Annotated in this window: 29 protein-coding genes, 1 tRNA gene and 1 pseudogene; 17 read left to right on the top strand and 14 right to left on the bottom strand. The window is 71.1% G+C overall.

Going from position 1 to position 25,777, the window contains the following annotated elements; all coding sequences use genetic code 11:
* Positions 1–46: 46 nt before the first annotated feature.
* The 6 genes from MFF58_RS17645 to MFF58_RS17620 all read left to right on the top strand — a co-directional run bounded on the left by MFF58_RS17645 (position 47) and on the right by MFF58_RS17620 (position 6,025).
* On the top strand, positions 47–1,000 hold the full coding sequence (locus tag MFF58_RS17645; protein WP_238290087.1) for an ABC transporter permease: 954 nt from the start codon (positions 47–49) through the stop codon (positions 998–1,000).
* A gap of 14 nt (positions 1,001–1,014) precedes the next feature.
* Entirely contained in the window at positions 1,015–1,944 is a 930-nt protein-coding gene (locus MFF58_RS17640; RefSeq protein WP_238290085.1) for an ABC transporter permease, read from the top strand.
* A gap of 13 nt (positions 1,945–1,957) precedes the next feature.
* Positions 1,958–3,013, top strand: coding sequence for an ABC transporter ATP-binding protein (locus tag MFF58_RS17635; RefSeq protein ID WP_238290084.1), 1,056 nt, complete (start codon positions 1,958–1,960; stop codon positions 3,011–3,013).
* Positions 3,014–3,021: 8 nt separating this feature from the next.
* The gene (locus tag MFF58_RS17630; protein ID WP_238290083.1) at positions 3,022–4,047 is read left to right on the top strand and encodes an ABC transporter ATP-binding protein; all 1,026 of its coding nucleotides are present in this window, start codon (positions 3,022–3,024) and stop codon (positions 4,045–4,047) included.
* Between the two features lie 87 nt (positions 4,048–4,134).
* The gene (locus MFF58_RS17625; protein WP_238290082.1) at positions 4,135–5,379 is read left to right on the top strand and encodes a hypothetical protein; all 1,245 of its coding nucleotides are present in this window, start codon (positions 4,135–4,137) and stop codon (positions 5,377–5,379) included.
* 283 nt (positions 5,380–5,662) lie between these two features.
* The gene (locus MFF58_RS17620; protein WP_238290081.1) at positions 5,663–6,025 is read left to right on the top strand and encodes a hypothetical protein; all 363 of its coding nucleotides are present in this window, start codon (positions 5,663–5,665) and stop codon (positions 6,023–6,025) included.
* Positions 6,026–6,048: 23 nt separating this feature from the next.
* Here MFF58_RS17620 and pdxR read toward each other — a convergent pair whose 3' ends face one another.
* Positions 6,049–7,530, bottom strand: coding sequence for a MocR-like pyridoxine biosynthesis transcription factor PdxR (gene pdxR, locus MFF58_RS17615; RefSeq protein ID WP_238290080.1), 1,482 nt, complete (start codon positions 7,528–7,530; stop codon positions 6,049–6,051).
* Positions 7,531–7,630: 100 nt separating this feature from the next.
* On the opposite strand from pdxR, the gene MFF58_RS17610 reads away from it, so the two are divergent.
* Both MFF58_RS17610 and MFF58_RS17605 read left to right on the top strand, forming a co-directional pair.
* On the top strand, positions 7,631–8,257 hold the full coding sequence (locus tag MFF58_RS17610) for an FMN-binding negative transcriptional regulator (RefSeq protein WP_238290079.1): 627 nt from the start codon (positions 7,631–7,633) through the stop codon (positions 8,255–8,257).
* A complete protein-coding gene (locus MFF58_RS17605) occupies positions 8,254–8,970 on the top strand; it encodes a GNAT family N-acetyltransferase (RefSeq protein WP_238290078.1) in 717 nt (238 codons plus the stop codon). Before MFF58_RS17610 ends, MFF58_RS17605 begins: the two co-directional genes overlap by 4 nt.
* A gap of 5 nt (positions 8,971–8,975) precedes the next feature.
* Here MFF58_RS17605 and MFF58_RS17600 read toward each other — a convergent pair whose 3' ends face one another.
* Together MFF58_RS17600 and MFF58_RS17595 are read right to left on the bottom strand one after the other, a co-directional pair.
* Positions 8,976–10,523, bottom strand: coding sequence for a GMC family oxidoreductase (locus tag MFF58_RS17600; protein WP_238290077.1), 1,548 nt, complete (start codon positions 10,521–10,523; stop codon positions 8,976–8,978).
* Positions 10,520–11,944, bottom strand: coding sequence for an alpha/beta hydrolase (locus MFF58_RS17595; RefSeq protein WP_238290075.1), 1,425 nt, complete (start codon positions 11,942–11,944; stop codon positions 10,520–10,522). Before MFF58_RS17595 ends, MFF58_RS17600 begins: the two co-directional genes overlap by 4 nt.
* 125 nt (positions 11,945–12,069) lie before the next feature.
* Here MFF58_RS17595 and MFF58_RS17590 point away from each other — a divergent pair, with 125 nt between their 5' ends.
* Positions 12,070–12,822, top strand: coding sequence for a GNAT family N-acetyltransferase (locus MFF58_RS17590; RefSeq protein WP_238290074.1), 753 nt, complete (start codon positions 12,070–12,072; stop codon positions 12,820–12,822).
* 172 nt (positions 12,823–12,994) lie between these two features.
* Here the strand turns inward: MFF58_RS17590 and xseA are convergent, their stop codons facing one another.
* The 7 genes from xseA to MFF58_RS17555 all read right to left on the bottom strand — a co-directional run bounded on the left by xseA (position 12,995) and on the right by MFF58_RS17555 (position 19,001).
* The gene (gene xseA / locus MFF58_RS17585) at positions 12,995–14,671 is read right to left on the bottom strand and encodes an exodeoxyribonuclease VII large subunit (protein ID WP_238290073.1); all 1,677 of its coding nucleotides are present in this window, start codon (positions 14,669–14,671) and stop codon (positions 12,995–12,997) included.
* 56 nt (positions 14,672–14,727) lie between these two features.
* Complete coding sequence (locus tag MFF58_RS17580; protein WP_238290072.1) at positions 14,728–16,200, bottom strand: MDR family MFS transporter; 1,473 nt, start codon at positions 16,198–16,200, stop codon at positions 14,728–14,730.
* Between the two features lie 170 nt (positions 16,201–16,370).
* The gene (locus tag MFF58_RS17575) at positions 16,371–17,690 is read right to left on the bottom strand and encodes an MFS transporter (protein WP_308445453.1); all 1,320 of its coding nucleotides are present in this window, start codon (positions 17,688–17,690) and stop codon (positions 16,371–16,373) included.
* Positions 17,690–17,893, bottom strand: coding sequence for an Rmf/CrpP family protein (locus MFF58_RS17570; protein ID WP_238290070.1), 204 nt, complete (start codon positions 17,891–17,893; stop codon positions 17,690–17,692). The genes MFF58_RS17575 and MFF58_RS17570 overlap by 1 nt, the downstream gene beginning before the upstream one ends.
* A gap of 65 nt (positions 17,894–17,958) precedes the next feature.
* On the bottom strand, positions 17,959–18,216 hold the full coding sequence (locus MFF58_RS17565) for a DUF6894 family protein (RefSeq protein WP_238290069.1): 258 nt from the start codon (positions 18,214–18,216) through the stop codon (positions 17,959–17,961).
* A 125-nt stretch (positions 18,217–18,341) separates the two neighbouring features.
* Positions 18,342–18,647, bottom strand: a complete 306-nt coding sequence (locus MFF58_RS17560) for a hypothetical protein (RefSeq protein WP_238290175.1) — start codon at positions 18,645–18,647, stop codon at positions 18,342–18,344.
* A gap of 126 nt (positions 18,648–18,773) precedes the next feature.
* Positions 18,774–19,001: a hypothetical protein gene (locus MFF58_RS17555; protein ID WP_238290067.1), complete on the bottom strand. Its 228-nt coding sequence runs from the start codon at positions 18,999–19,001 to the stop codon at positions 18,774–18,776.
* A gap of 327 nt (positions 19,002–19,328) precedes the next feature.
* On the opposite strand from MFF58_RS17555, the gene MFF58_RS17550 reads away from it, so the two are divergent.
* Complete coding sequence (locus tag MFF58_RS17550; protein WP_210028234.1) at positions 19,329–19,694, top strand: c-type cytochrome; 366 nt, start codon at positions 19,329–19,331, stop codon at positions 19,692–19,694.
* A gap of 49 nt (positions 19,695–19,743) precedes the next feature.
* On the opposite strand, the gene MFF58_RS17545 is transcribed toward MFF58_RS17550, so the two are convergent.
* The 3 genes from MFF58_RS17545 to MFF58_RS17535 form a co-directional block, all read right to left on the bottom strand.
* Positions 19,744–20,271, bottom strand: coding sequence for a MarR family winged helix-turn-helix transcriptional regulator (locus MFF58_RS17545; RefSeq protein ID WP_238290174.1), 528 nt, complete (start codon positions 20,269–20,271; stop codon positions 19,744–19,746).
* A gap of 131 nt (positions 20,272–20,402) precedes the next feature.
* Positions 20,403–21,347 (bottom strand): site-specific tyrosine recombinase XerD, encoded by a 945-nt coding sequence (locus MFF58_RS17540; RefSeq protein WP_279602884.1) that lies wholly within the window; start codon positions 21,345–21,347, stop codon positions 20,403–20,405.
* Positions 21,344–21,496 carry a histidine kinase gene (locus MFF58_RS17535; RefSeq protein ID WP_238290066.1) on the bottom strand — a complete coding sequence of 51 codons (153 nt, stop codon included), beginning with the start codon at positions 21,494–21,496 and terminating at the stop codon, positions 21,344–21,346. The genes MFF58_RS17540 and MFF58_RS17535 overlap by 4 nt, the downstream gene beginning before the upstream one ends.
* A 249-nt stretch (positions 21,497–21,745) precedes the next feature.
* On the opposite strand from MFF58_RS17535, the gene MFF58_RS17530 reads away from it, so the two are divergent.
* The 7 genes from MFF58_RS17530 (at position 21,746) to MFF58_RS17500 (ending at position 24,671) form a co-directional block, all read left to right on the top strand.
* Positions 21,746–22,345, top strand: a complete 600-nt coding sequence (locus tag MFF58_RS17530; protein WP_238290065.1) for a shikimate kinase — start codon at positions 21,746–21,748, stop codon at positions 22,343–22,345.
* A 19-nt stretch (positions 22,346–22,364) separates the two neighbouring features.
* Positions 22,365–23,510 carry a 3-dehydroquinate synthase gene (gene aroB / locus MFF58_RS17525; RefSeq protein ID WP_238290064.1) on the top strand — a complete coding sequence of 382 codons (1,146 nt, stop codon included), beginning with the start codon at positions 22,365–22,367 and terminating at the stop codon, positions 23,508–23,510.
* Between the two features lie 109 nt (positions 23,511–23,619).
* Positions 23,620–23,695, top strand: a tRNA-Thr gene (locus MFF58_RS17520).
* Positions 23,696–23,835: 140 nt separating this feature from the next.
* Positions 23,836–24,012 carry a hypothetical protein gene (locus MFF58_RS17515; protein WP_238290063.1) on the top strand — a complete coding sequence of 59 codons (177 nt, stop codon included), beginning with the start codon at positions 23,836–23,838 and terminating at the stop codon, positions 24,010–24,012.
* Positions 24,009–24,212 (top strand): hypothetical protein, encoded by a 204-nt coding sequence (locus MFF58_RS17510; RefSeq protein WP_238290062.1) that lies wholly within the window; start codon positions 24,009–24,011, stop codon positions 24,210–24,212. The genes MFF58_RS17515 and MFF58_RS17510 overlap by 4 nt, the downstream gene beginning before the upstream one ends.
* A gap of 4 nt (positions 24,213–24,216) precedes the next feature.
* Positions 24,217–24,420 (top strand): hypothetical protein, encoded by a 204-nt coding sequence (locus tag MFF58_RS17505; protein WP_238290061.1) that lies wholly within the window; start codon positions 24,217–24,219, stop codon positions 24,418–24,420.
* 5 nt (positions 24,421–24,425) lie between these two features.
* Positions 24,426–24,671, top strand: coding sequence for a hypothetical protein (locus tag MFF58_RS17500; RefSeq protein ID WP_238290059.1), 246 nt, complete (start codon positions 24,426–24,428; stop codon positions 24,669–24,671).
* 989 nt (positions 24,672–25,660) lie between these two features.
* On the opposite strand, the pseudogene MFF58_RS17495 reads toward MFF58_RS17500, so the two are convergent.
* A pseudogene (locus MFF58_RS17495) lies at positions 25,661–25,777 on the bottom strand (sugar transferase); the annotation flags it as partial.

Genomic DNA, 25,777 nt, shown 5'->3' with positions numbered 1-25,777 from the left:
GGGGAGGTCTGAGGCCACGTCGTATTCTTCGAGCTCAAGGCAAGCGATGCTGCTCTACATCCTCAAACGACTGGTCTACGTGACGCCCGTGGCGTTCGGGGTCAGCGTGGTCTGCTTCCTCCTCGTCCACCTCGCGCCGGGCGACCCGCTGAGCGCGGTGCTGCCGGCGGACGCGACCCAGGCCACCATCGACGAGATGCGCGCCGCCTACGGGTTCGATAAGCCGCTGCCGGTCCAGTACGCGATCTGGCTCTGGCACGTGCTGCACGGCGATCTCGGCATCTCGATCGCCACCGGACGCCCGGTGCTGGGTGAGGTCAGCCGCGCCGTTGTCAATTCCCTGATCCTCGCCTCCGTGGCGACGGTGATCGGCTTCACCTTCGGCACGCTGTTCGGCTTCGTGGCGGGCTACCATCGCAACTCGCTGGCCGACCGGGCGGCGTCCGCGCTCTCGGTCTTCGGCGTGAGCGTGCCGCATTACTGGCTCGGCATGGTGCTGGTGATCGTGTTCTCGGCGACGCTGGGCTGGCTGCCGCCCACCGGCGCCGGGCCTGACGGCTCCGGGAACTGGCGGCCAGACTTCGACCACCTGCGCTACCTGATCCTGCCGGCGGTCACGATGTCGGTGATTCCGATGGGCATCATCGCCCGCACGGTCCGGGCGCTGGTGGCCGACATCCTGTCCCAGGACTTCGTCGAGGCCCTGCGCGCCAAGGGCCTGGATGAGCGCGGCGTGTTTCGGCACGTGGTGCGCAACGCCGCCCCGACCGCGCTCGCCATCATGGGCCTGCAACTCGGCTACCTCCTCGGCGGCTCGATCCTGGTCGAGACCGTGTTCGCGTGGCCCGGCACCGGCTTCCTCCTCAACGCCGCGATCTTCCAGCGCGATCTGCCCCTGCTCCAGGGCTCGATCCTCGTGCTGGCGATGTTCTTCGTGGTCCTGAACCTCCTGGTTGACGTGATGCAGACCGCCCTCGATCCGCGCATCGAGCGCGCCTGAACCGGAGGACGATGATGACCGCTCCCGTCACCGCCGCCTCAATGGCCCTCGACGGCGGCCTGCTCACCGCCGACGACGCGGCACCGGAAGGCGCCTTCGTCTCGTCGCGCGGATTCTGGGGTCACGTCGGGCACCGGCTGGTCCGTGACCCCGTGGCCATGGGCGCCGGCGCCGTGATCCTGCTCGTCGTGATCGTGGCGATCCTGGCGCCGTGGATCACCCCGATGGATCCCTACAAGGGCTCGATGCTGCGCCGCCTGAAGCACGTGGGCGACGCCACCTACTGGCTCGGCTCCGACGAACTCGGCCGCGACATGATCAGCCGCCTGATGCTGGGCGCGCGGCTGTCGCTGTTCATCGGCGTCACGCCGGTGCTGATCGCCTTCGTGATCGGGTCGGGGATCGGAGTCCTGGCCGGCTACGTCGGCGGCTGGACCAACACGATCCTGATGCGCACCATCGACGTGTTCTTCGCCTTCCCCTCCGTCCTGCTGGCCATCGCGCTGTCGGGGGCGCTCGGCGCCGGAATCTTCAACTCGATCGTCTCGCTGACTTTCGTGTTCGTCCCTCAGATCGCCCGGGTGGCCGAGAGCGTCACCACCGGCATCCGCCGCCGCGACTACATCGACGCCGCCAAGCTGTCGGGGGCTTCGGCCCTGACGATCATGCGCGTGCAGGTCCTGGGCAACGTCGTCGGACCGATCTTCGTCTATTCCACCAGCCTGATCTCGGTCTCGATGATCCTGGCTTCCGGCCTCTCGTTCCTGGGCCTCGGGGTGCGCCCGCCGGAGCCCGAATGGGGCTTGATGCTCAACACCCTGCGCACCGCGATCTACGTCAATCCGGTCGTCGCCGCGCTGCCGGGCGTGTGCATCTTCGTCGTCTCGATCGCCTTCAACCTGTTCTCGGACGGCCTGCGCGCCGCCATGGAAATCCGCCAATGACGGAGATTCGCCAGTGAGCGTCATTCCGGACGGACACGATCCGTTCGCCCGCGACCGCGGCGGCCCCGCCCAACCGCTCCTGTCGGTCTCGGGCCTGTACAAGCACTTCCCCGTGCGCAAGGCCGGAGGGAAGAAGCAGGTGGTCCGCGCCGTCGACGGCGTCGATTTCGATGTGCTCAAGGGCGAGACGCTCGGCATCGTCGGCGAATCCGGCTGCGGCAAGTCCACCACCGCCAAGCTGCTGATGGGCCTGATCGAGCGCGATGCCGGCGGCCTGCTCTACGACGGGCAGGCGGTCGGCGAGCGCGCCATGCCCTGGCGGTCCTACCGCCGGGAAGTCCAGATGGTCTTCCAGGACAGCTACGCGTCGCTCAATCCGCGCATGACCGTCGAGCAGTCGATCGCCTTCGGCCCGAAGGTGAACGGCGTGCCCGGCCGGGAAGCGGTGGAGCGCGCCCGCGCTCTGCTCGCGCGCGTCGGCCTGGAGCCGAGGCGGTTCGCCGGTCGCTACCCGCACGAGATCTCCGGGGGCCAGCGCCAGCGGGTCAACATCGCCCGGGCGCTGGCCCTGGAGCCGCGGCTGGTGCTCCTCGACGAGGCGGTCTCGGCCCTGGACAAGTCGGTGGAGGCGCAGGTGTTGAACCTGCTTCTCGATCTCAAGGCCGAGTTCGGCTTGACCTACATCTTCATCAGCCACGACCTGAACGTCGTGCGCTTCATCTCCGACCGGGTGATGGTGATGTATCTCGGCCGTGTGTCGGAGATCGGGCTGTCGGACGCGGTGCTCGACGCGCCCGCTCACCCCTACACGGAGGCGCTGATGGCCTCCATGCCGTCCCTCGATCCGGACAACCGCACCGCGGTGGCGTTGCTGGCCGGCGACCCGCCGAACCCGATCGACCCGCCCTCCGGCTGCCGCTTCCACCCGCGCTGCCCGCTGGCGGAGGAGGTCTGCGGCGTGACCGAGCCGCCGCTCGACGGGATCCGGCCGCTGCACCGCGTCGCCTGCCTCGCCCGGCAGCCCGGCTCCGGCCACGCGCGGGCCCCGAACCCGGCGCTCGCGGCATGAGGGAATCGATGTCGTCCTCCGAACCCGCGGTCGTGTTGCGAGACCTGCGCGTCGCCTTCGGCAAGGTGCAGGTCGTCGACGGCGTCGACCTGACCCTGGAGCGCGGGCAGGCCATCGCGCTCATCGGCGAATCGGGCTCCGGCAAGAGCGTGACGCTCCGGGCGATCCTGCGCCTGTTTCCGGAGGGGCGCAGCCGGATCGAGGGCCAGATCCTGGCGGCCGGCCGGGACGTGCAGGCGCTGACCAAGCGCCAGCTCGCCGACTTCCGCGGCGGCGACGTCTCGATGATCTTCCAGGAGCCGCTGCTCGCCTTCGACCCGGTCTACACGGTCGGGCGCCAGATCACCGAGGCGATCCTGCGCCACGAGACGATCTCGAAGGGGGAGGCCCGTGAGCGTGCCCTCGCGCTGTTCGAGCGGGTGCGGATCCCCAGCCCGGAGCGGCGGCTCGACAATTACCCGCACGAGATGTCGGGCGGCATGCGCCAGCGGGCCATGATCGCCCTGGCGCTCTCCTGCCGGCCGCAGGTGCTGCTGGCCGACGAGCCGACGACGGCGCTCGACGCTACCGTGCAGATCCAGGTGCTGCTGCTCCTGCGCGAGCTTCAGCGGGATCTCGGCCTGTCGATCGTCATCGTCACGCACGATCTCGGCGCGGCCGTCGAGGTGGCCGACCGAATCGCCGTCATGTATGCGGGCAGGATCGTCGAGACCGGGACGGCCCATCAGGTGGTCCTCGACCCGCACCACCCCTACACGATCGGCCTGCTGCGCAGCCGCGCGGAAGGGGCGCTCGCCAAGGGATCCCGGCTCCAGACCATCCCGGGCAGCCCTCCGGACCTCGCCAATCGACCCCCGGGATGCCCCTTCGCGCCGCGCTGCTTCCTCGCCGAGGAGCGCTGCCGCCGGGAGATGCCCCCCGTGGCCGAGATCGCCCCCGGCCATCGTGTCGCCTGCTGGCGAACCGAGGAGGCCGCGAGCGCCTATCGCGCCGGACCGACCCCGGTCCGCGCGGCGGAACCGGTCTTGGCCTGACCTCGACGCGTCCGCGCGGAGCCTTTATCCGGCTTCGCGCGGTCCGCGGCGGAGGGCCGCGACCGAACGGGCCGCGCGGGCGTCACGATGAGCCACTCCTCCTCCGAGATCCTGCTCGTCCCCAGGGGCGAGGCAGGCCACTTCCTGCCGGCAGCCCTCGGCTGGATGGGCAGCCCGGTCACCGTCACGGCGGACCCGGGCGCAGCCAACCACGTGCTCTGCCTCCCGGTCCTCGATTTCGTGCGGCTCGGCTTTACGGAAGCCAACGGGCGGCTCGACCTGCTGCAGCCGGGGGATGCCGAGAACCTGCGTTCCGGCCGGGCTGCGCTGCTCCTCGACCTGTCGAACGAGGGGCCGGGCCTGCACGCGCCGACCTTCGAGGCGCTCCACCGGAATCTCCACGGCCTCGGCATCCCGCGCGATCGGGTCATCCTGGCCTCGCAGAACAGCCTGCTGCGCCTGGACTACGAACGCCTCTACGGCGAGGGTCTGCGCTTCTGGACCTTCGAGTTCTTCCCGCTCCAGGTCGCCCTCTGGCTGGACGCGGAGGCCGGCCCGCGTCTCTTCCCCCAGCATCCCCTCGACCGATCCGGCTACGCGCCCTTCGCCCGCGCCGCCGGTCCGGCCCGGTTCCTCTGCCAGAACGCGGCGCTCCGCTGGCACCGGGTGCTGCTCTACCGCTGGTTCCAACTCAACGGCCTGGACCGTGACGGACTGATCTCCTTCCACGGCATCGGCGCGGACAATCCCAAGGCGGGTGGAATCGACGTGTTCCACGCTCCGCCCGAGATCGCGGCGGCGTTCGGGCCCCTGCTCGCCGATGTCGGTGCCTGGATCCCACGACAGGCGCGGCGGATCGATGCCGACCGGGGAACCGACATGGTCATGACCCTCGACACGCAGGCCTATGCGGGCTGCGACCTCACGGTGATCTCCGAGACGGACTTCTTCGAACCCGGCGTCGAGCGCGTGACCGAGAAGGCGCTGAAGGCCGCCGCGACCGGGCTGCCCTTCGTGATGGTCGGCGCCCCGCGCGCCGTCGCTCGCCTCTCCGAACTGGGCTTCCACACCTTCGGCAGCCTGATCGACCACCATTACGATCCGATCGCCGACCCGATCGAGCGCCTGCCGGCGGTGTTCCGCGCGATCGAGGCCGCGTGGTTCACCTGCAGCAGCGACCCCGCCGGATGGCATCGCCGCGCCCGGGCGCAGGCCGAGGCCAATGTCGCGCACGCGCGCAGCGGGCTTCTCGCGCAGCTCGATCGGGTGATGGTGGCGCCCCTGATCGCCCGCCTCGCCCGGTTCGCCGAAACCGGCGCGATCGTGCACTGACCACGTTACCGCCGTGGCCGCGGATCCGTCCCCCCCAGGCAGGCACTGCGACGTTTGCGGCCTCGGCCACTCCGTCGCGGTGCCGTACTGCCCCTTCTGCGGAGCCGCGCAACGGGCACGAGCCGACACGAGGAACCGCGCACCGGGTGAGACGAACGAGATCGCCGGCCCGGACCAAGCGACCCTTGCATTCGGTCCCGTCCCGCGGCCTTCGGCGGCCGCGGACCGCTCGTCACACCGGCCGCTCCCCGCGCGGCGCGCATTCCATTCGCCCGCACCGAAGGTGCGCGCGGACGCGCCGCCACACCACCGGCCGCGGCTTCGCCACGTCGGTCTGACGGTTCTGTTCGTCGCCGGCCTGACCTGTCTGGCTCCGGGGCTGCCGGACGGCATCGGCCCGACGACGATGACACCGACGCAGCTTGCGATCGGGCCGGCTTGGACCCTCGTGACCCTGGCGCCGTTCCGCGCGGCGCCGCGGATGAGCGTGCGCGGTGGCGGCACCTTCCACCTGCGGGTCGATGGGGATCGTGTGGTGCGAGTGGTGCCGGGCGACGGCATCACGATCGGCACGGCGCTGCTGCGGAGCCTCGAAGTGCGCGCCGCGCACCCGACCCTCGTCACGCTGACGCCGCAGCGGGATTGATCCGCACCCTCGGAGCGCCCGACTCAGGGGGCCAGACGCAGGGTCTCCGCCATGCGCCGCACCGACGTATCCATGGCGCGCTCCTGCACTGCCGCGTAGCCGAGCAGCAATCCCGTTTCCGCGGGCCCGGCATAGTAGGCCGAGAGGGAAACCGTGGCGATCCCCGCCCGGCCGAGCGCCGCCGTGGCGGCCACGTCGGTGAGCGACGGCGTCCAGGCCGGTCCCGGCCGGGCGATGAGATGCATTCCACCTTCCATGGGGGCGATAGACACGACGTCTGCCGCATGACGGGCGGCGGCCTCGACGAGGGCGGCCTGCCGCAGGGCGTAGAGGCGGCGGGTCCGCCGCAGATGGCCGGCGAGGTGCCCGTCCTCGATGAAGCGGGCGAGCGCCCACTGGCCGACCACGGGCGGCGTCGGCCCGGTCCCGGCGAGCGCGTGGCTGACCGGCGCGAGGAGCCCCGGCGGCAGGACGAGGTAGCTCAGGCCCAGCGCCGGCAGGAGAAGCTTCGAGAAGCTTCCGACGTAGATGACGCGCCCGCCGCGATCGAGGGCGCGCAGCGGCGCGAGCGGTCGTCCGGCGTACCGGTAGGCGCCATCGTAATCGTCCTCCACGATCCAGCCCGCGGCGGCTTCGGCCCAGGCGAGAAGATCGAGCCGGTGCTCCAGGCTCATGGCGTAGCCGAGGGGGTAGTGATGGGCCGGCGTGACCACGGCGAGGCGCGCGCCGGGCGCCAGCGCTGCGACCCGCGCCGCCGAGAGACCGCCGGCTCCGACCGGGACCGGGATCGGTCGCAAACCGGCGCTCGCGAGCGCCTGTGCGATCCCGGGGAAACCCGGCTCCTCGACCATGGCGGCCTCTCCGGGATCGAGCAGCAACTCCGCGATCAGCCTCAGGCTCTGGCGGATGCCCGCCGTGACGATCACGTCGTCCGCCGTGCACGCGACTCCGCGCGCCTGTCCGAGATAGGCGGCGATCGCCCCCCGGAGCGCGGGCGAACCCCGCAGGTCCTGCCGTTCGGCGGGACCGTGGCGCCACTCGGCCTGAAGCAGGCGTGCCCAGACGGCGTACGGGAAAGCGTCCAGGGCCGGCCGGCCGAGGGCGAAGGCGTCGGGCACGTCGGGCTCGGCCATGAAGCGTCGCCGCGGGCCGCCGATGAGCCGGGCGCCGCGCCGCGACAGGGTCGGCACCAGCGTCGGGACCGGCCGATCGGGTCTCGCGGAGAGCGACGTCGCATCGTCGGGAAGCGACGCGGCCACGCTTGTCGACGAACCGGGCCGGGCGATCAGGTAGCCTTCGGCCGTGAGCTGTTCCAGGGCGAGAACCACCGTCCCGCGGGCGCAGCCGAGGTCCGATGCCAGCACCCGGGAGGCGGGCAGCCGAGTCCCGCGCGGCAGGCGCCGGTCCAGGATCGCGGCGCGCAGGGCCTCGCGGAGCTGCGCGTGCAGCGGCGACGGCGCGTTCCAGTCGAGGCTGACCGACAGGGGTGGGGCTGCCCGGGCCATCGGCGCAAGTGGTCCAGTGCTGTTTCGAGAACTGGACCTTTCTCCTGGTCCGCCCCTGGGTCAATCGAATGGTGTCGATATCCGCTTCGAGTCAGGTGCCATGTACCAGCCGCCGCATTTCCGCGAGGACGCGCGGGACGCGCAGCACGCGCTGATCCGGACCCATCCTCTGGGCCTCCTGATCACGGCCGGTCCGGCCGGCCTCCTTGCCAACCCGATCCCATTCCTGCTCGATGATGTCGGCTCATACGGCACCCTGCGGGCGCATCTGGCACGGGCGAATCCTCAGGGACAGGAGCTTGCCGCGGTCGAGGAGTGCCTGATCGTGTTCCAGGGTCCGCAGGGCTACGTCTCGCCGGGCTGGTACGCGAGCAAGCGTGAGCACGGGCGGGTCGTGCCGACCTGGAACTATGCGACGGTCCACGCCTGGGGCCGGCCGCGGCTAATCGAGGATGCGGCGTGGCTCGGGCGGCAGATCGCGGACCTCACCGCCCTGCGCGAGACGCCCCGCGCCGATCCCTGGGCGGTCGCGGACGCACCCGCGCCGTTCGTGACCGCGCAGGTCCGCGCCCTCGTGGGCGTCGAGATTCCGATCAGCCGGATCGAGGGGAAGTGGAAGATGAGCCAGAACAGACCGGAAGCCGACAGGATCGGCGTCGTCGCCGGGTTCCGAGCGGATGGTGAGGAGGCACTGGCAGCACTGGTCTCGGAGCGGAGCGGATCATGAGCGCGCGCGTCAATGCCTTCGGCCAGCCCGTCGGGCCGGCCCTTCCGGATTGGAGCGCCCGTCCGCGGCCGCCGCGGACACCCATGACCGGCCGCACCTGCCGCCTCGCGCCGCTGGATGCCGGGACCCACGCGTCCGACCTGTTCGCGACCTACAGCGCCGCGCCCGACGGGCGCGGCTGGACCTATCTCGGCGACGAGCTGCCGGATAGCGCGGCGGCCTATCGGGCGCGCCTCGAGACCCAGCAGGCGAGCGAGGATCCGCTGTTCCACGTGGTGCTGGACAGCGCCACCGGCGAAGCGCTCGGCATCGCCTCGTACCTCCGGATCGACCCCGGCAACGGCGTGATCGAGGTCGGGCACCTGCATTTCGGACCCCGGCTCCAGCGCAGTGCCGCCGCCACGGAGGCCATGGCGTTGATGATGGCGCGCGCCTTCGACGAGCTGGGCTATCGGCGCTACGAGTGGAAGTGCGACAGCCTCAACGCGCCGTCCCGGGCGGCGGCGCTGCGCCTGGGCTTCACCTTCGAGGGCATCTTCCGCAACGCGGTGGTCGTGAAGGGCCGCTCCCGCGACACGGCTTGGTTCTCCATCACCGACGCGGAATGGCCCCGCGTCCGCGCCGGCTTTTCGGCCTGGCTCGATCCGGCGAACTTCGACGCGGAGGGACGGCAGCGGCGCGGTCTGGCGGAGCTGCGTGCCGCGGCGGGGTGAGGTCGTCAGTGCCCCTCGGCCAGGAACGCCTCCGCGCTGCGCAGGCTCAGCGCCATGATGGTGAGCGCCGGGTTGGCCGCGAGCGAACTCGGGAAGGTCGAGCCGTCGCAGATCCAGAGATTGTCGATGTCGAAGCTGCGGCCCTGCGGATCGACCACGGCGCTGGATCCGTCGCGTCCCATCCGGCAGGTGCCGATCGTGTGCGCGACGCGCTCCAGCACCCAGATGTCCTCGGCGCCGGCCTCCTCCCACAGACCGCGCATCACCGCGGTCGCGTGGGCGTTGAGCCGGTTCTCATTGGTGCTGTAGCCGAAGCTGACATGGGCCTTGCGCATCCCGCGCGCATCCAGCTCGTCGGAGAGCGTGAGCACGTTCGCGTCACAGGGCAGGGTCTCGCCGTTGATGCCGATCCCGGCGATGTGATTGTAGCGGTCGAGGTAGTCGAGGAGCGGCTTGCCCCACAGGCCGCGACCCCGCGCGGCCGCGTTGCCGAAGGTCAGCGGCACGACGCCGAGGCTCTGGATCAGGTAGCCGCCCGCGAAGTCGGCGCCCGGCCGGATGAAATCCTCGGTGATCAGCGACGAGGGATAGCCTCGGTTCATCCGCACCGCGTTCGGGAAGGTGCCCCAGACCTGGGTGGCCACGTGCCCCATGTAGTTGCGCCCGACCTGACCGCTCGAATTGGCGAGCCCGAGATGCAGCAGCAGGCGCGGCGTCTCGACGGCGCCCGCGCAGAGGAAGACCGTGCCGCAACGCTGGCGCCGGTCCTGCCCGTCCTGCCGATAGACCACCCCGGTGATGCGCCCGTCCGCGCCGCGCTCGAGGCCGTGCACGAAGGCCTCGGCTCGGATCTCCGCGCCCCGGGAGACGGCGAAGGGGAGATAGGTCACGTCCATGCTCGCCTTGGCGCCGTTGCGGCAGCCCTGGTGGCAGAAACCGCAATTGATGCAGGCGTTGCGCCTCGGTCCGTCCTCGGACTGGAAGTCCTGCGACACCACCGCGGCGGGGGCGTCCGCCCATCGGATGCCGCGCGCCTCGCAGGCCTGCGCCATGATCTGCGCCGGGCCGTTGCGCGGCACCGGGGGGAGGGGATAGCGCCTCGCGGCATCCCAGGGATAGGCCTGCGCCCCCGAGACGCCGAGGAACCGCTCCACCCGCTCGTAGAACGGACGCAGGTCCTCGTAGGCGAGGGGCCAGTCCACCCCCATCCCGCTCTCGGTGTGGAGCCGCAGGTCCCGGGCATCAGCCCGCGGGACGAACGCGCCCCAGTGCAGCGTCGATCCGCCGACGCCGGTGCCGCTGTTGTTCGCCCCGAACGCTTCCGGAGTCGAGCCGCCGCTGAGGCGTTCCATGGTCCAGTAGATCTCGTCGGCGAGCGTCTCGTCGAAGGCGAAGCGTTCCGGCGTGAAGTTGGGCCCCGCCTCCAGCGCGACGACCTTGAGGCCCGCCGCGGCGAGGCGCGCGATGAGCGGGGCGCCCCCCGCACCGGTGCCGACAACGACCGCATCGACGCTCTCGTCCTCGCGGTAGGCCCGCATGCCCTCGAGATTCATCGTGCCGTCCCCTCGTACGCCGCCCGGGGCTCCCAAGCTTCCGGCGAATCCAACCCCACGGCGCGGAAGCCCGGCAGGCCGTCGGCGATCTCACCGTCCCGGTCGCCGCCGGCGCCGATGCCCGAGAAGCCGATCCGCGCCAGCGCAGCCGGATGCCCCAGCCAGAGCCGGACCGCGTCGGCACGCAGATCCTCGAACCAGAATCGCATCCGGTCGGCGTCGAGCCGGCCGCCGAGCATATCCGGCACCGTCAGCTCGGCCCGCTCGCAGAGGGTGAGCAGCGTATCCTGATCGTTTCCGCCGAGGATGACGAACGGCCGGCCGTGCGCGGCGCGGGCGGCGGCATCCAGGGTGCGGAGGGCGGCCCGATACGCGTCCGCGTCCGGCGGCAGCGCCGAGAAGCGCCAGCCGTCGCCCTCGCCCGAGGCGAGCCTCCGGTCGAGGCGCGCCGCGAGATCCAGATTCGGCACCGGCACGACACGGCCCATGGCGGCGCGGAGGATCGCGAGTTCCACCGGATCCAGGGCGGTCGGACGGTAGGCCGGATCGTCCGGAGCCGCGCGCGCGCCGAGGGCCTCGCGCAGCCGGCTGTTCACCCGTTCGGAGTCGATCAGCGCCGCGTAGGCCGGCGGCACCGCCGGAGCGTCGGGATCCGCCTGACCCGGTCGGTCACCGAAATGCGCGCGCAGCCGCTCGGCCAGGATTGCCGGTCGCTCCAGCGGCAGGAGATGGCCGACGCCGGCGACGGTCACGCGGCGATGATGCGCGAGATGCGGGGCCATCAGCGCCGCCTGGGCATCCTCGCCCAGATCGGCATCCGCGGACCCCGCCAGGATCAGCGCCGGCGTGCGCAGGACCCCGATCCACCGGCCCCAATCCTCGCGGCCCCCCGATTTGAGCCACGCCGTCCAGGCCGCCGGCGCGGCCCGCAGGACGTCGTCCACGGCTCTGTCCTCGTCCGCCGCGTCCAGCGGCTGCCCGACATTCGCGGTCACGAAGGCGCGCGCCTCGCGCCGACGCGTCTCGGGATCCGCATCGATCCAGGCGAGCATCTTGGCACGGCGCTCGTCCGGGATCGGCTCCGGGCTGGGCGGCGAACCGGAGATCAGGATCAGGTCGGTGAGGCCGGTCAGACCCGGCTCGCCGTCCTCGGAGCGGCGCGCCAAGGCCAGCGCCACCTTGGCTCCCATACTGTGGCCGACGAGGCCGAACCGCGCGGGCGCGCGGGTTCGGATCCGGGCAGCGACGTGATCGGCCATCGCGGCGACGGAGTATCCCGTCGTTCCGGCAGCATCGCCGAAGCCCGGCAGATCCACCGGGACGCAGAACGGCACACCGTCGAGAGCGCGCGCGAGACGCTCCCAGCTTCGGGCACTGCCGCCGAGGAAGTGGAGGCAGAACAGGACGTCAGGTTCAGACATCGCCGAGACATCGCGCGGCTCCACAATGCTTCAAGCGTACGTGACGCCGCATGGGCGAAGTCTTGCCCCGCAGCGATTGGCCAAGTCCCCGCGGCGTGCGATCAGGCCGTCGGGAGAAAGCGGCGATGTCGGATCTCGAACGGGCGTGGCGCGTGGAGGAGGCTTGCCTCAACGCTTGGCCGAGCCCGCGCCAGCTCCTCGTCCACGGGTACCTGCTGCGCGCCGCGGGCGGCCCCTCGAAGCGGCAGAACTCCCTGAACCCGATGCGTGGAAGCGGAGCGCCCGGGCCGGCCGTCGATGCGGCACAGGCAATCTTCGGTCGCCTCGGGCAGCGTGCGATCTTCCGGATACCGGCCATCGCGCCGGGACTGGAGTCGTGGCTGGCTGGGGGGGATTACGCCGTCGTGGATGAGACCTGCACCCTGTTCCGCGACCTTGACGCTCCAGCGGGGGCGCCCGATCCGTCCGTGGCGGTCGCGGCAGCCCCCGGCGCCGACTGGCTGGCGCTTCGCGACACGATGAACCACGCGGACGCCGCGGCCGGACGGGTGTTCCGCGACACGGTCGCCGCGCTGGTCCTGCCCCGGGCCTTCGCGGCGGCGGCGGCGGAGGGCGGGATCGGCGCCATCGCCTTCGGGGTGCTCGACCGCGAGTTGCTGGTCATCGAGGCGGTGGCGACGCCCGAACCCCTGCGCGGTCGCGGCCATGGCAAGCGGGCGGTCGAGGCGCTGCTCGGCTGGGGACGCGGGCAGGGCGCCCGAGCGGCCTGCCTGCAGGTCGTCGCGGCGAACGCGCCCGCGCGCGCACTCTACCGCGCGCTCGGCTTCGAACGTGAGCTGTACCGCTATCACTACCGCGTCGGGGCGGAGCCGGGGTGACTCACCCCACGCCGCGATCCGGCGTCCTCAACCGGTCCGGCGGGCGCCGTCCGTCCGCGCGGGGCGGTGGAACGGAGCGACGTGGCCTCGCAATCCAGGCCGGCGGCTGACGCACCGCGCCGTGCGTGCACCCACGATCGCGCCGGCTCCGCGCCACCGCGGGACACAGCCCTCAGGCGTCGAACAGCGATCCCTGCCGCGTCGCCGCGGCGCCGGCGCGCTTGCCCTGCGGCGCTGACGCAGGCGAGCCTCCGCGCCGCGCGGGCTTCGCCGCCTGCGGGGGTGCGGGCGTCCCGTCCGGCACCGCCGCGACGATCCCGTCGGCGAATTGCAGGCCGAGGCGGGAGGCGGCCGCCGCATCGGCGGCGCGGCGGACCGGCAGCCCGGCCGCATCGCGCACGAGCACGTAGCCGCGCTCCAGTACCGCCCGATAGCTGAGTGACCCCAGCAACCCCGCGAGCCCCTGCAGCCGGTCGCGCCGCCGCTCGACGGTGCGCGCCCCGGCCTGGACGAGGCGGTCCGAGAGGGCGAGCAGGCGATCGGTGCGGCGCGCCTGCAGGGCCCGCGCCCGCTCCAGGCTCGCATCCCGGGCGACGACGAGGCGCCGCCCGAGCTGCACCAGGGCCTCGCCCTTGCGCTGGAGGTCGTTGCTCACCGCGTGGAGCGGCCGGTGGTCGATCCGCGCCAGCCGCGCCCGGGCATTGGCGAGGGCGACGTCAGGCGAGCGCCGGGCCATCCGGTCGAGGAGGAGCTGGAGCCGGGCGCGGTGGCGGCTGGCGCCCGCCGCCAGGGCCGGAGCGAGGCGCGCCTCGGCGAGGTCGAGCCGCTGGCGCTTGGCCGCCAGCAGGGCGTCGGCACCCGGCAGGGCGCGGGCGAGGGCGCGCAGGTCCGACCGGTCGCGGTCGATCCGGCGCCCGACCGCCCCCCTGCCGCGGGCGGCCAGATCCGCCACGGTGGCGATCAGGTCGGCGCGGACCGGCACCGCCATCTCGGCGGCGCCTGTCGGGGTCGGCGCGCGGCGGTCGGAGACGTGGTCGATCAGCGTGGTGTCGGTCTCGTGCCCGACCGCCGAGATCAGCGGGATCGCGCTCTCGAAGGCGGCGCGGACGACGCATTCCTCGTTGAAGGCCCAGAGATCCTCGATGGAGCCGCCGCCGCGGGCGACGATCAGCACGTCGGGACGCGGGATCCGGCCCCCGGCCGGGAGCGCGTTGAAGCCCCGGATCGCGGCCGCGACCTCCTCGGCCGCCCCGTCGCCCTGGACCCGCACCGGCCAGACCAGGACGGGCCGCGGGAAGCGGTCCTCCAGCCGGTGAAGGATGTCGCGGATCACCGCGCCGGTCGGCGATGTGACCACGCCGACGACACGCGGCAGGTAGGGGATCGCCCGCTTGTGCTCGGGGGCGAACAGCCCCTCGGCGGCCAGCTGCTTCTTCCGCTCCTCCAGCAGAGCCATCCAGGCACCGAGGCCCGCAGGCTCCAGGCTCTCGACCACGATCTGGTAGGAGGATTTGCCCGCGAAGGTGGTGATGCGCCCTGTGGCGACGACCTCCAGCCCCTCCTGGGGCCGCTGGCGCAGGCGGCCGAACACGCCCTTCCAGACCACCGCGTCGATGCGCGCCTGCCCGTCTTTCAACGAGAAATAGGCATGGCCCGAGCCGTGCTGTCCGCGATAGCCCGAGATCTCGCCGCGCAGCCGCACGTGCCCGAAGGCGTCCTCCAGCGTACGCTTCAGGGCGCCCGCCAGCTCGCCCACCGACCATTCGGGCTGGTTGGCGTTGAGCACGCTGGTCGGCGGGATATCGGCCGCGGGCTGGGCTGCGGGGCGCGGGGGCGGCACGAGGGGCATGGGGGGACGCTAGAACATGATGCGGCCGCACGGAAGCTGCGCGGCCGCCACGCCGTCTACTCCACAGCGAGTTCGCGCGGACCGTCCGAGATCGCGACCCGCGGAACCAGGAGCGACAGGAGCAGGGTCAGCACCGCCACGGCGAAGACGGTCCAGAACGTCCCGTGCAGCGCGTGCTGCAGCCCGTCCCGGATCGCGTGGCCCCCCGCACCAAGGCTCGCCGGATCGTCGAGCAGGCGTCGCAACTCGTCCGAGCTGACCGTCGGCCCGCTCGCCGGATGAGCGAGTCGGTAATTCAGCACGGCGCCCAGCGCGGTGGCGCCGAGCGTCGAGCCGAGGTTGCGCGCGAAGATGTTCGAGGCCGTGGCGGCACCGCGCTGCGCCCAGGAGACGCTGTCCTGGATGATCACGATGGCGGCAGTCGACAGGAAGCCCATGCCGAGCCCCATGACGACGGAGCCGCAGGCGGCCACGAGGGGCGACGTGTCCGATCCGAGCGCCACGAAAGCGATCGCGCCGAGCGGCAGGAGGGTCGCGCCGACCAGCAGGACCGGGCGGAGGCCGAAGCGCACGAAGCTTCGGGCCGCCGTCGTCGCGCCGATCGGCCAGCCGAGCACCATCAGGGTGAGCGTCAGGCCGGCGATGAGCGCCGATTGCCGCAGGACGCCCTGGACGTACATCGGCAGGAACGCCGTGAGCCCGATCACCGTCATGCCGGAGAGCAGCGTCGCCGTGTTGGCGGTGGCGATCGGCCGCTGCATCCACAGGCGGATGTCGAGCATCGGATCGGCGGCGCGGCGCTCCTGGAGCACGAACAGGATCGCGGCCACCACGAAGCCGGCGGCCGGCCACGCGGCCGCGGCGGCCGACTCTCCTGCCGCGGTCAGCGCCAGCATCAGGGCCGCGATGGCAGCGGTGAACAGGGCCGCGCCGATCGCGTCGATCTGGCGGCTGCGGCGCTCGACGCCCTCGTGGAGGTAGCGGAGGAACAGGCCGGCCGCGATCACGCCGATGGGCAGGTTGAGCCAGAAGATCCAGGGCCAGCTCAGATGGCCGATGATCAGACCGCCTACCAGGGGGCCGGCCACCGAGGAGATCCCCCACACGCTGGCGAGGTAGCCCTGGATGCGGCCGCGCTCCCGGGCCGCGTATAGGTCTCCGACCACGGTCAGGCTCACCGGCTGGATCGCCCCCGCCCCGATGCCCTGGACGAGGCGGAACAGGATCAGCGAGGGCATCGACCAAGCGAGCCCGCACAGCAGCGAGCCCATCAGGAAGACCGCGATGCCGAACAGCAGGACCGGACGGCGTCCGTACAGGTCGGAGAGCTTGCCGAACACCACCGTGGTGGCCGTCTGGGTCAGCAGGAAGGAGGCGAACACCCAGGCGTACAGATGCAGATCACCGAGCTGACCGGCGATCTGCGGCATCGCCGTCGAGACGATCGTCGCCTCGATGGCGATCATGAACATCACCGCCATCACCGCGGCGAGGACCAGCGGACGGCGCGTCTCTGAGGGCGTTGGCATGCCACCCGTCTAGGCTCGGGCCGCGCGCCGACCTAGGGGCGAAACGGACGACCGACGAGGATTCCCGCGGGCGTCGTGCGCGAGCGCACATACGCCCGGGCCCCGACCCGAGGCCGGTGCACACGCCCGGAGCCGGGAGGCGCCACGCGCGTGGCTCCGTGCCGGACGCGTCAGGCCGCGGCGTCGGCGTCGAGATCGCGGCCGCGCGTCTCGGGCAGCAGCATGGCGGCGACCGTGCCGACGAGGCTGAAGGCGGCGAGATAGTAGGCCGGTGCGAGGCGGTCGCCCGTCGTCGCGATCAGCCAGTTCACCACGTAGTTGGTGCTGCCGCCGAACACGGAGACCGACACCGCGTAGACGATCGACAGGCCAGCACTGCGTACCGCCCGCGGCAGCGCCTCCGGGATGCCGACGATCACGGCGGCGGCGTTGATGGACGACAGCGCCGACAGCAGGAAGGTGACCGCGTAGACGCTCGCGGCGCTCGGCGCCTGCACCACCCAGGCGAAGGCGGGCACGGCCAGGATCAGGATCAGCGCGCGCGGCCAGATCATCACCGGGCGGCGGCCCACCCGGTCCGCCGACCAGCCGCCGAGGAGCGGGAAGATCACGGAGGCGAGCCCGAGGGCGATCGGCACCGCCGTGGCGGCGGTCTCGGAGAGGCCGAGCGTCGCGCCGGCGAAGACCGGCATGTTCGTGCCCACCGCATTCGAGACGGTGGACGCCGCGATGACCAGGAAGGTCAGGCCCAGCAATCGGCCGTGATCGCGCAGGAGCCGCCGGACGACCCCGAACGTCGACGCGGCCGCGTGCGGGTCTTCCTCGGGGCCGGCCGTCTCCGGCAGGTGGCTGCGGATGATCAGGCCGACCGGGACGACGCACAGGCCGAGGGCGAACATCAGCCGCCAGCCCCATTGCGCCATCGCTTGGTCGCCCACCGCCAGCGCCAGGACGGTCGCGATGATGCCGGCGAACAGGGCGGCACATCCCTGGCTGGCGATCTGCCAGCTCGTCACGAAGCCGCGCCGCTCCGGAGGCGCCGCCTCCAGGAGATAGGCCGTGGACGGGCCGACCTCTCCGCCCAACGCCAGACCCTGCACGAGACGTCCGGCGATGACGATCACCTGCGCCCAGCCGCCGATCACCGCGTAGGAGGGGCAGGCGGCCAGCATCAGCATGCCGAGCGCCATCAGCGCGATGGTGATCAGCATCGCGGGCTTGCGGCCGGCCCGGTCCGCGAAGGCGCCGATCAGCACGCCGCCGATGGGCCGCATGACGTAGCCGATGCCGAACAGGGCCAGCGAGGCCAGCAGGCTGTGGGTCGGGTCGTTGGCGGGGAAGAACGCCTCGCCGATGGGCTTGGCGAAGAAGGCGTAGACCGTGAAGTCGTAGAATTCGAGGGCGTTGCCCAGGACGACGGCGCCCACGGCCCTCCGGTTCAGGGGCGGGTGCGATGTCGGGGGGAGGCGGGCTCCGGTCAGCGCGTCCATCAGTGCCCCGGACCGACCGGGTGCTTGGCGATGCCACCGGTCACGGGTGCGGCCCCACCCGCGACCGCCTCGTCATAGCCGGAAAGCCAGAGGCTGCGTGCCTCCGTCCCCTCGGCGTACGGACAGGCCTCGCGGGCCAGACCCTTGCCGGGCGCGGCGGCGCCGAGCGCCCGCGCATCCAGATCGTTCGGGGGTGAATCCATCCTGCAGCCATCCTCATCCGACGCGTCCGCCGCGATGTAGGGCACAGATCGGCGGAGCGCCGCCCTCAATGACGCGTGGGATCGTCCGGGGACGGCAGCGTGACGGCCTCGCTGAAGGGAAACTCTAGAACCACGTCGCCCGCGGCATCGACGACGATCAGGCAGGCGGTCATCAGCCGGGCCTGATCGCGGGGCGTCTGCAGGGCGGCGCGGATCGTCGCGCGGGCCCGCTCCCAGGCCTCGTCGGGATCGCGGAGGTCGAACCCCGTGGGATCGGTGATAAGGTCGTCACCGATCTGGGTGTGGAAGAAATAGTGCGGCATGGCGATCCTCACCAGAATCGAGGCGCCCACGAACCGGCGCCCCCCGCCTCAAGGTGGTGATCGCGAAGGGCCGCCGCAGCCACCGGCGCTGGACCGCCCGACGCGACGGGCGCCGATGGCCGGCCTCAGCCGTTCGCGGCGCGGGCTTCGGGCGCGGCGGGAACCGGGCGCAGGGTCCGGACCTGCGCGGTCGCGGCCCCGGTGCGGTGGTGCTTCTCCATGATCATCAGCGGCCGCAGTTCCGGCTCCGCGAAGTCCATCAGCCTGGCGTTCCGCCAGCGCGGCTTGGCGACACCGCGGCCGAACCAGCGCGGGCGCTCTTCCTCGACGAGGAGGACCAGCCGGCCGGTCCAGGATTTTCGAAACCAGAAGCGTCCGGTCAGACTCGTTGTCCGATCCTCCCTGCATGCGGACGGGCGTGGTCGGTCCAGCCGAACATGCTCGTAATCGGAGGGAGCGATACCCGACTTGATCCTGGAAGTAGTGGCTGATCGTGTCGAACGCCGGCGGGGTCGCCGATATCCACAGCGCCACACCCGGCTTGGAGAGGCTGGTCCTCAGCGCGCGAGATGACGGACGAACAGCGCCGCCACGACGAGCCAGACGAGGCCCGACACGCCGTACACGAAGCCGCGCAGCAAGGCGGCTTCCAGGGCGGCATGCGGAGAGTCCCGTCCGGTCCCCGGCAGCGGGTGTTCCCCGCGCGCGCGCCCGGGCGCGCGCCGCTGGGGCGTCGCCAGCAGGCGCGTCAGGCTGTCGGGGAGGTTGGATGCCTTCGGGCGCACGGCGCAATCGAGCCTAAGGACGACGGACGAGCCTAAGGACGGCAGGCCGCATGGGCAAATCGCTCGACCCGCCGACCGGGCAGGTGGGGCGTGGCGGCCCGGGCGGATGTCTGTCGTTGGCCGAGACTTCACGTGCCGCAGGGAGCCAAATCGAACGCTTCGTGTTGAGGGTAGCGGTTGCCCGCCATGGCTGCTGCAACCGCAGACTAGTGATCGACGTCCGTAAACGTGGCCGTTGCACCCAGTATGCGGATTCTTTAGAGCTGTTCCAGGCAGGCAAGCTCTGCCCTCGACGCTGCCGCGCCAGCGGCCAAAAGGAGGAAATCCATGCGTTCACTCGTTCTCGGTGCCGTCCTCGCCGCCCTGATCCCGCTCTCGGTTCAGGCCCAGGAGGCCGGGGATGCGGCCGCAGGCGAGAAGGCCTTCGCCCCCTGCAAGGCCTGCCACAACTTCCAGAAGAACGGCGTCGGCCCGGACCTGAAGGGTGTCGTCGGCCGCAAGGCCGGCACCTATGAGGGCTACAGCTACTCCGCCGCGCTCAAGAATTCCGGGATCACCTGGGACGAGGCCAATCTCCACGAGTGGCTGAAGAACCCGAAGGCGAAGGTGCCGGGCACCAAGATGATCTTCCAGGGCTATCCCGACGACAAGAAGATCAACGACGTCATCGCCTACCTGAAGACGCAGTCGTAAGGGCGGCGACGTCGACGGTTTCCGGGGCGGCCTTCGGGCCGCCCCTTCTTTACTCGGCGACGAGGCCGGCCTGGAGGCCGCGCCTGAGATTGACGAGATCGTCGAGAAGATGCTTGCGGCCTTCGAGGTCCAGCCCGGTCAGGCCGCCGGCATCGTTCGGGATACAGGCGAGGACGTCGCGCAGCGTCTCGCCGGCCGCCGTCAGGAAGATGCTGACCTGTCGCTCGTCGACCCTGTCGCGCGCGCGCCGTACCCGGCCCGACGCTTCGAGGCGTTTGAGTAGCGGCGTCAGCGTCCCGGAATCGAGGAACAGCCGGTTTCCGATCTCCTTGACCGACAGGCCGTCCTGCTCCCACAGCACGAGCAGGACAAGATACTGTGGATATGTCAGCTCGTACTGGCCGAGTAGATTGCGATAAGCGCGGCCGAACGCGTGAGCCGCGGCATAGACCGCGAAACAGAGCTGATTGTCGAGGCGTTGCCCCTCTCGGATTTCCTCCCGCGACGGCCGTTCGACGGTGGCCTGCCCCGCCGTGTTCGGCTCAGCGCCGCGCTGCGAAGCAGTCGGGCTCGACATAGGAACGGTCTCTCTCTGGTAAACGCGGTCTCGTATACCGGTATGGCGGAAGGCCACTCTTAGGCAGTTCGCGGGACCTGCACAATTGGCGCGCTCGTGTGCATACGGGCGAGATCGTCGCGCATCCGCGCTCAACCGTCCATGAGCGGATGCAGATCGCGGACCATCGCCTTCAGGCGCTCATCCAGAACGTGGGTGTAGATCTGGGTCGTCGAGATGTCGGCGTGTCCGAGCAGTTCCTGGACGATGCGGAGATCGGCCCCGTTCTGCAGGAGGTGGCTGGCGAAGGCGTGCCGCAGCACGTGCGGGCTGACGCGGTCCTGGCGCAAGCCCGCCTGCAGCGCGACCGGCTTGAGATCGCGGGCGAAGGCCTGCCGGGTGAGATGGCCGCTGTCGCTGTCGGCGGGGAACAGCCACGCGGTGTCCTCCGGGACTGCCGCGAGATGGGCCGCCATCGCCGTGCGGGCCGCCTCCGTCAGGGGCACGAGGCGCTCGCGTCCCCCTTTTCCCTTGATGAACAGGTAGCGCTCGCGGGTCGCGCCCGCGGCCCGCGGCAGGGCGACCAGTTCGGAGACGCGCAGGCCGGTCGCGTAGAGCAGCTCGAGCAGGCACACCATCCGCCGCGCCCGGCGGCCCGCACTGGGACTCTCGCTGGCGGACGCCGCCGCCTGCACGACCGTCAGGAGACGGTCGACCTCCGCGATGGACAGGACCTTGGGCAGGGACCGCCCCTTCCGGGGACCCGAGACGGCGACGCTGGGATCAGCCTCGGCGGCGCCCTCGGCGTACAGGAACTTGTGGAAACCGCGCACGCAGGACAGCCGCCGTGCCGCCGACGACGCCTTCAGCCCGCGCGTTTCGAGGTCGACCAGGAAAGCCCGGAGCGTCCCGGCATCCACCTCCGCGAGGTCGATCCCCGCCCGGGCGAGGAAGCCGAGGTAGTCGTCGAGGTCGCGCCGGTAGGCGGCCACCGTGTTGATTCCGGCGCCGCGCTCGGCGGCCAGCATGTCGAGATAATCGGCGACCTCGGGTCGCGGTGATCGGAGGTCGCCGCCGCCGCCCACGGGCGCGTTCAACGAGCGCCCGGCTGAAGCTTCGAGGCTGGGATGGTCACGCTCATCTCCCGTGGTGTGGGCTGGACGAAGTTGGCCAGCGCGAACATCGCGGCGAAGACGAGGCCCGCCAGGATCGCGAGGGTAGCGAAGAAACGGAACAGGGTCGGCACGTCGGTCGAACCTCTGGCGGACGGGCGCAGGCGCGACGGTCGGAGCGCGCAGCGCTCGCTCCGGGATGCCGCGGGTGCCCGGGTTCCATCATGTGATCGAGGCGCTGACAAGGCCCACAACGACACAGCGATGCGTTTCGCTGACCGCTTGAATCGCGCTAAGAGCCTGCCGCAGGATGAGAGCCGGCCCCGAACTGCGCGGGAATGGCGAGGCGGCGGGGACGCCACAGGGATGCGGTGCAGCGGTCGATGAGCGAGGAGGAGGCGGGTGAACCGATCGAGGCGCGGTTGCGCCGGGCGCTTGGCTTGCGCTCGATCGTGCTCGTCGGCCTCATGGGTGCCGGCAAGAGCACCGTCGGACGCCGCCTCGCGAGCCGGCTCGGACTGATCTTCAAGGACGCCGACCTCGAGATCGAGGCGGCGGCCGGCCTGACCATCCCCGACATCTTCGCGATCTACGGCGAACCGAGCTTCCGGGATGGCGAGGCACGCGTGATCTCGCGCCTTCTCCGCGCAGGTCCCCTGGTGCTGGCGACCGGCGGCGGCGCCTACCTGCGCGAGTCCACGCGGGTTCGCATCGCGGAATCAGCAGTATCGGTCTGGCTGAAGGCCGATCTCGACGTGCTGATGCGGCGGGTGCGCAAGCGCGGGAACCGGCCGCTTCTCCAGACCGACGATCCCGAGGCGACGATGCGCGACCTGATGGCGGTTCGCCATCCGGTCTACGCGGCGGCGGACGTGATGGTGATCTCCCGGGAGGTCTCCCACGACCGCGTCGTCCAGGACGTGCTGGAGGCGCTGGACGCCCATCTCAACGGCCAACCGCCCGTCCCCGTGGCCGCCCAGTAAGATCGCAGCGAGCCTGATCGTGACCGAGCCCCTGACACACCCGGATCCCCTGACGGTCCACGTGCCCCTCGACGGCGGCCGCGCCTACGACATCATGATCGGCCGCGGCCTGATCGACGCCGCCGGTCCGCACATGGCGGCGCTCGGTGCGCGCCGGGCCGCCATCGTCACCGACGAGAACGTCGGCGCCCTCTATGCCGGGCGCCTGCAGGACAGCCTCGGACGCTCCGGCCTGAACTCGGGCATCGTGACGGTCGCCCCGGGGGAAGGTTCGAAATCCTACGCGGGCTACGCCCAGGTCTGCGACGGCCTGCTGGCCCTGAAGGTCGAGCGGGGCGACCTCGTCGTGGCCCTCGGCGGCGGCGTCGTGGGGGATCTGGCCGGCTTCGCGGCCGCGACGCTCCGGCGGGGCGTGCGCTTCGTCCAGGTGCCGACCAGCCTCCTCGCGCAGGTCGATTCGTCGGTGGGCGGCAAGACCGGCATTAATGCGCCGCTCGGCAAGAACCTGATCGGCGCCTTCCACCAGCCACGTCTGGTCCTGGCGGACACCGCGGCCGTCGACACCCTCTCAGAGCGCGAGATGCGCGCCGGCTACGCCGAGGTCGCCAAGTACGGTCTGATCGCCGATCCCGGCTTCTTCGACTGGTGCGAGGCGCATTGGCGGGGGATCTTCTCCGGCGGCCCGGAGCGGGACGCGGCGGTGGCCGCGTGCTGCCGGGCGAAGGCTGCGGTCGTGACGCGGGACGAGCGGGAGGACGGCGAGCGGGCCCTCCTGAACCTCGGCCACACGTTCGGCCACGCCCTAGAACGCCTGACGGGCTACGATGCGGCCCGGCTGGTGCACGGCGAGGGAGTGGCGATCGGCATGGCACTCGCCTTCCGGTTCTCGGCACGGCTCGGCCTCTGCGCCGGGCAGGACGCGGGTCGCGTCGCGAACCACCTCGCGCTGGCCGGCCTGCCCACCCGCCTGCAGGCGGTGCCGGGCGGCTGCGGCGACGCCGATGCGATCCTCGACGCCATGGCGCAGGACAAGAAGGTCCGCGACGGGGCGCTGACCTTCATCCTCGCCCGCGGCATCGGCCAGAGCTTCATCGCGCCGGGCGTCGACCGGGCGGAGGTCGCGGCGTTCCTGCGCGACGAGCTGGCATCGGACCGGGACGCCTGACACCGCCGGGTCGCGCCCCGGCCTTGCCTAAAGCGGGTCGGGCCGCTAAGAGCCTGCCATGTCCGGCGCGGCCAGTCCCGCACCGTTCAGGGCCCGTGTCAGGGTTCGGGCCGCAATAGCTCAGCTGGTAGAGCACCTCATTCGTAATGAGGGGGTCGGGGGTTCGAATCCCTCTTGCGGCACCACCACTTAGCTCTACTCTTGCTTACCGGAATACAGGACCGGTAAGCACATAGTAAGCAGCACGGCCACCAACCCCACTGTCTCCGAGCTGCGCAAGGTCGCCGCGATCTCCGATCAGGAGATCGATGCCGCGGTCGACGCGGTGCTGGCCAACCTCACGACCGAGGCTTATCCGCTCGCGAAGGGGTGGACCCTCGACCTCGTCGAGACGATCCGCACGAACGAGCGCGCGGCCGAGGCGCTGAAGACCGACAAGGCCGCCTGGAAGCGGAACATGGTTCGCACCGCGATCCTGCTGGCGCATCCGGTGAGGGGATGAGCACCGAGCCGGAAATTACGCATCGGCGCGCCTCAATCCAACTCATGATGCGCCGCCTCGATGGGTTCGCACGCGGGTTGGGCCTGAGCGAAACAGCAACGCGGCAGGTTGTCGAGCAAGTCCTTGCCGACATGCCGGGCCATGACAGCGACGAGCATTTGATCGAGGCGCGCCACCGAATGATCATGGCGACGGTGTAGCGCCATGACGCCGCTGACGCCCGCCGGCTGGATCCTGTTCGCTGCCATGTGGGTGGCCGGGCCGATCACGGGATTCACGGCGTGCAGCCTGATCGCTGCCGCATGGGAGCACAAGGCGGTCGACCGGCGTGCCGCTAGGACGGTCGGCCTGTTCGGCACCCTGCTGGCGATCACGACGGCCCTGCTGATGCTGGTCGGCGGGCTCTAGCTGTCATGCCTACCGAACCGCACGCACCGATTCGCGGCCGCGCGGTGAAGGCCCTGCGCGCCGTCGCGGCGAACCCCGGTGGGCTCCGAATGCAGGCCCACCCATCAGCCATGCCGATGCTGGTCGAGATGGGGCTGGTCGAGTCGCGCCAGGCGCGCGGGCCGGGTCGGACCCGATCGGCGTGGTTCCTGACGCGGGCCGGGCGCGAACTTCTGGCTGAGGTCGGGGCGAACGAGGTGCGGGCGGACTAACGGTCGAAATCTGTCGCCAGATATTCATTGCAAGGCTCGACTTTCGACCCTTCGCAGACGTTCAGGGATAAGTACCAAGCCTCAGATTTCCACAACCAGGGGCGAGACTGCTGGCGTTCAACAGCGCGACCCAGGTTCCTCGCAGGGGCTGGTCGTGCCGGAGCGCGCGTTAGTTCAAGACGAACTCGGACCCGTCGCGCATCGTGCCGTAGATGCCGCCCAGGATCGCGCCGACTGTACGGGCGAAGCCGTATACAGGAGCAGCGGCAACGGCGAGGAGTGCTGTGGCGATCGCCCATGTGGCGGCATCGATCGGTGGTCGGGTCGCGTAGATCGCGAGGAGTCACGCCGCGAGGATCGGCGCAGGACTCCTGATTGCCGCCGACAGTCCGTCGAAGGCTCGGTCCAACCGCTCGGGGTAAGGTCGCTCCTCCGGGCGAAACCGGCCGCCTCGGGCGCCGGCTCCTTTTACGGGTCGTAGGTCTGGCCGTGCTGCGCGGGCATGCGCTCGAGCTGGCCAGCGCCCGGGCGCGTGTCGATACGCTAATGCCGTCTTCATCTGTCAGCGAATATCAAGATGTCGGCGCCAGAACGGCTAACAACCTGTGTTAAGGAGCTTGATGATGCACTGGACCGCCGTTCTTCTCGCTGCCTACGCTGCCGGCTTTGTCGAGTTCTGGCGGCTTTGCGATGCTGCGCCTACCGTGCGGGATGGAGGCGGCAACACCGCTGTCTAATGCGCATCTGCGGGGTTCAGGATCGCCGAGTTCCAGTGGCCCGATATCTCGCCAAGGCGTCAACCACTCGGCACCAGAGCTGATCAGGTAGCCAGTACATCTGACTTGCCCCCCGGACGCTGCTGACTGTCGCGCTAAAGAGGTAGGCCAAGGCCAGCATGCTCCGGCTTGGCGCTTCGTCAGGCTCTACGTAGTCGTACCAGAGCGGGATGTCGTCCTGCATGGCTCGATCCATCATGGGCGCTGACACAGCTACTTGCTTCCGCGCTGGGCGAGGACGGCGGGGATTGTGCGCAGGAGGATGGCGAGATCCCGGCGCAGGCTCCAGCGGGTGGCGTAGTCGAGGTCGAGGGCGACGCGCTCGGCGTA

This window comes from Methylobacterium longum (assembly GCF_022179385.1).
In the GTDB taxonomy this organism is placed as follows: domain Bacteria; phylum Pseudomonadota; class Alphaproteobacteria; order Rhizobiales; family Beijerinckiaceae; genus Methylobacterium; species Methylobacterium longum.
This window is presented reverse-complemented; position numbering and strand designations above follow the sequence as displayed.

What these genes read in the sequence shown, in the direction of transcription:
- MFF58_RS17600 (WP_238290077.1), bottom strand. Translation starts at nt 10,523, where the DNA reads ATGAATCTCGAGGGCATGCGGGCCTACCGCGAGGACGAGAGCGTCGAT.
- MFF58_RS17580 (WP_238290072.1), bottom strand. Translation starts at nt 16,200, where the DNA reads ATGCCAACGCCCTCAGAGACGCGCCGTCCGCTGGTCCTCGCCGCGGTG.
- MFF58_RS17645 (WP_238290087.1), top strand. Translation starts at nt 47, where the DNA reads ATGCTGCTCTACATCCTCAAACGACTGGTCTACGTGACGCCCGTGGCG.
- MFF58_RS17550 (WP_210028234.1), top strand. Translation starts at nt 19,329, where the DNA reads ATGCGTTCACTCGTTCTCGGTGCCGTCCTCGCCGCCCTGATCCCGCTC.
- MFF58_RS17605 (WP_238290078.1), top strand. Translation starts at nt 8,254, where the DNA reads ATGAGCGCGCGCGTCAATGCCTTCGGCCAGCCCGTCGGGCCGGCCCTT.
- MFF58_RS17500 (WP_238290059.1), top strand. Translation starts at nt 24,426, where the DNA reads ATGCCTACCGAACCGCACGCACCGATTCGCGGCCGCGCGGTGAAGGCC.
- MFF58_RS17545 (WP_238290174.1), bottom strand. Translation starts at nt 20,271, where the DNA reads ATGTCGAGCCCGACTGCTTCGCAGCGCGGCGCTGAGCCGAACACGGCG.
- MFF58_RS17570 (WP_238290070.1), bottom strand. Translation starts at nt 17,893, where the DNA reads ATGGATTCACCCCCGAACGATCTGGATGCGCGGGCGCTCGGCGCCGCC.
- MFF58_RS17565 (WP_238290069.1), bottom strand. Translation starts at nt 18,216, where the DNA reads ATGCCGCACTATTTCTTCCACACCCAGATCGGTGACGACCTTATCACC.
- pdxR (WP_238290080.1), bottom strand. Translation starts at nt 7,530, where the DNA reads ATGGCCCGGGCAGCCCCACCCCTGTCGGTCAGCCTCGACTGGAACGCG.
- xseA (WP_238290073.1), bottom strand. Translation starts at nt 14,671, where the DNA reads ATGCCCCTCGTGCCGCCCCCGCGCCCCGCAGCCCAGCCCGCGGCCGAT.
- MFF58_RS17505 (WP_238290061.1), top strand. Translation starts at nt 24,217, where the DNA reads ATGACGCCGCTGACGCCCGCCGGCTGGATCCTGTTCGCTGCCATGTGG.
- MFF58_RS17510 (WP_238290062.1), top strand. Translation starts at nt 24,009, where the DNA reads ATGAGCACCGAGCCGGAAATTACGCATCGGCGCGCCTCAATCCAACTC.
- MFF58_RS17575 (WP_308445453.1), bottom strand. Translation starts at nt 17,690, where the DNA reads ATGGACGCGCTGACCGGAGCCCGCCTCCCCCCGACATCGCACCCGCCC.
- MFF58_RS17595 (WP_238290075.1), bottom strand. Translation starts at nt 11,944, where the DNA reads ATGTCTGAACCTGACGTCCTGTTCTGCCTCCACTTCCTCGGCGGCAGT.
- MFF58_RS17625 (WP_238290082.1), top strand. Translation starts at nt 4,135, where the DNA reads ATGAGCCACTCCTCCTCCGAGATCCTGCTCGTCCCCAGGGGCGAGGCA.
- MFF58_RS17640 (WP_238290085.1), top strand. Translation starts at nt 1,015, where the DNA reads ATGACCGCTCCCGTCACCGCCGCCTCAATGGCCCTCGACGGCGGCCTG.
- MFF58_RS17610 (WP_238290079.1), top strand. Translation starts at nt 7,631, where the DNA reads ATGTACCAGCCGCCGCATTTCCGCGAGGACGCGCGGGACGCGCAGCAC.
- MFF58_RS17530 (WP_238290065.1), top strand. Translation starts at nt 21,746, where the DNA reads ATGAGCGAGGAGGAGGCGGGTGAACCGATCGAGGCGCGGTTGCGCCGG.
- MFF58_RS17630 (WP_238290083.1), top strand. Translation starts at nt 3,022, where the DNA reads ATGTCGTCCTCCGAACCCGCGGTCGTGTTGCGAGACCTGCGCGTCGCC.
- MFF58_RS17590 (WP_238290074.1), top strand. Translation starts at nt 12,070, where the DNA reads ATGTCGGATCTCGAACGGGCGTGGCGCGTGGAGGAGGCTTGCCTCAAC.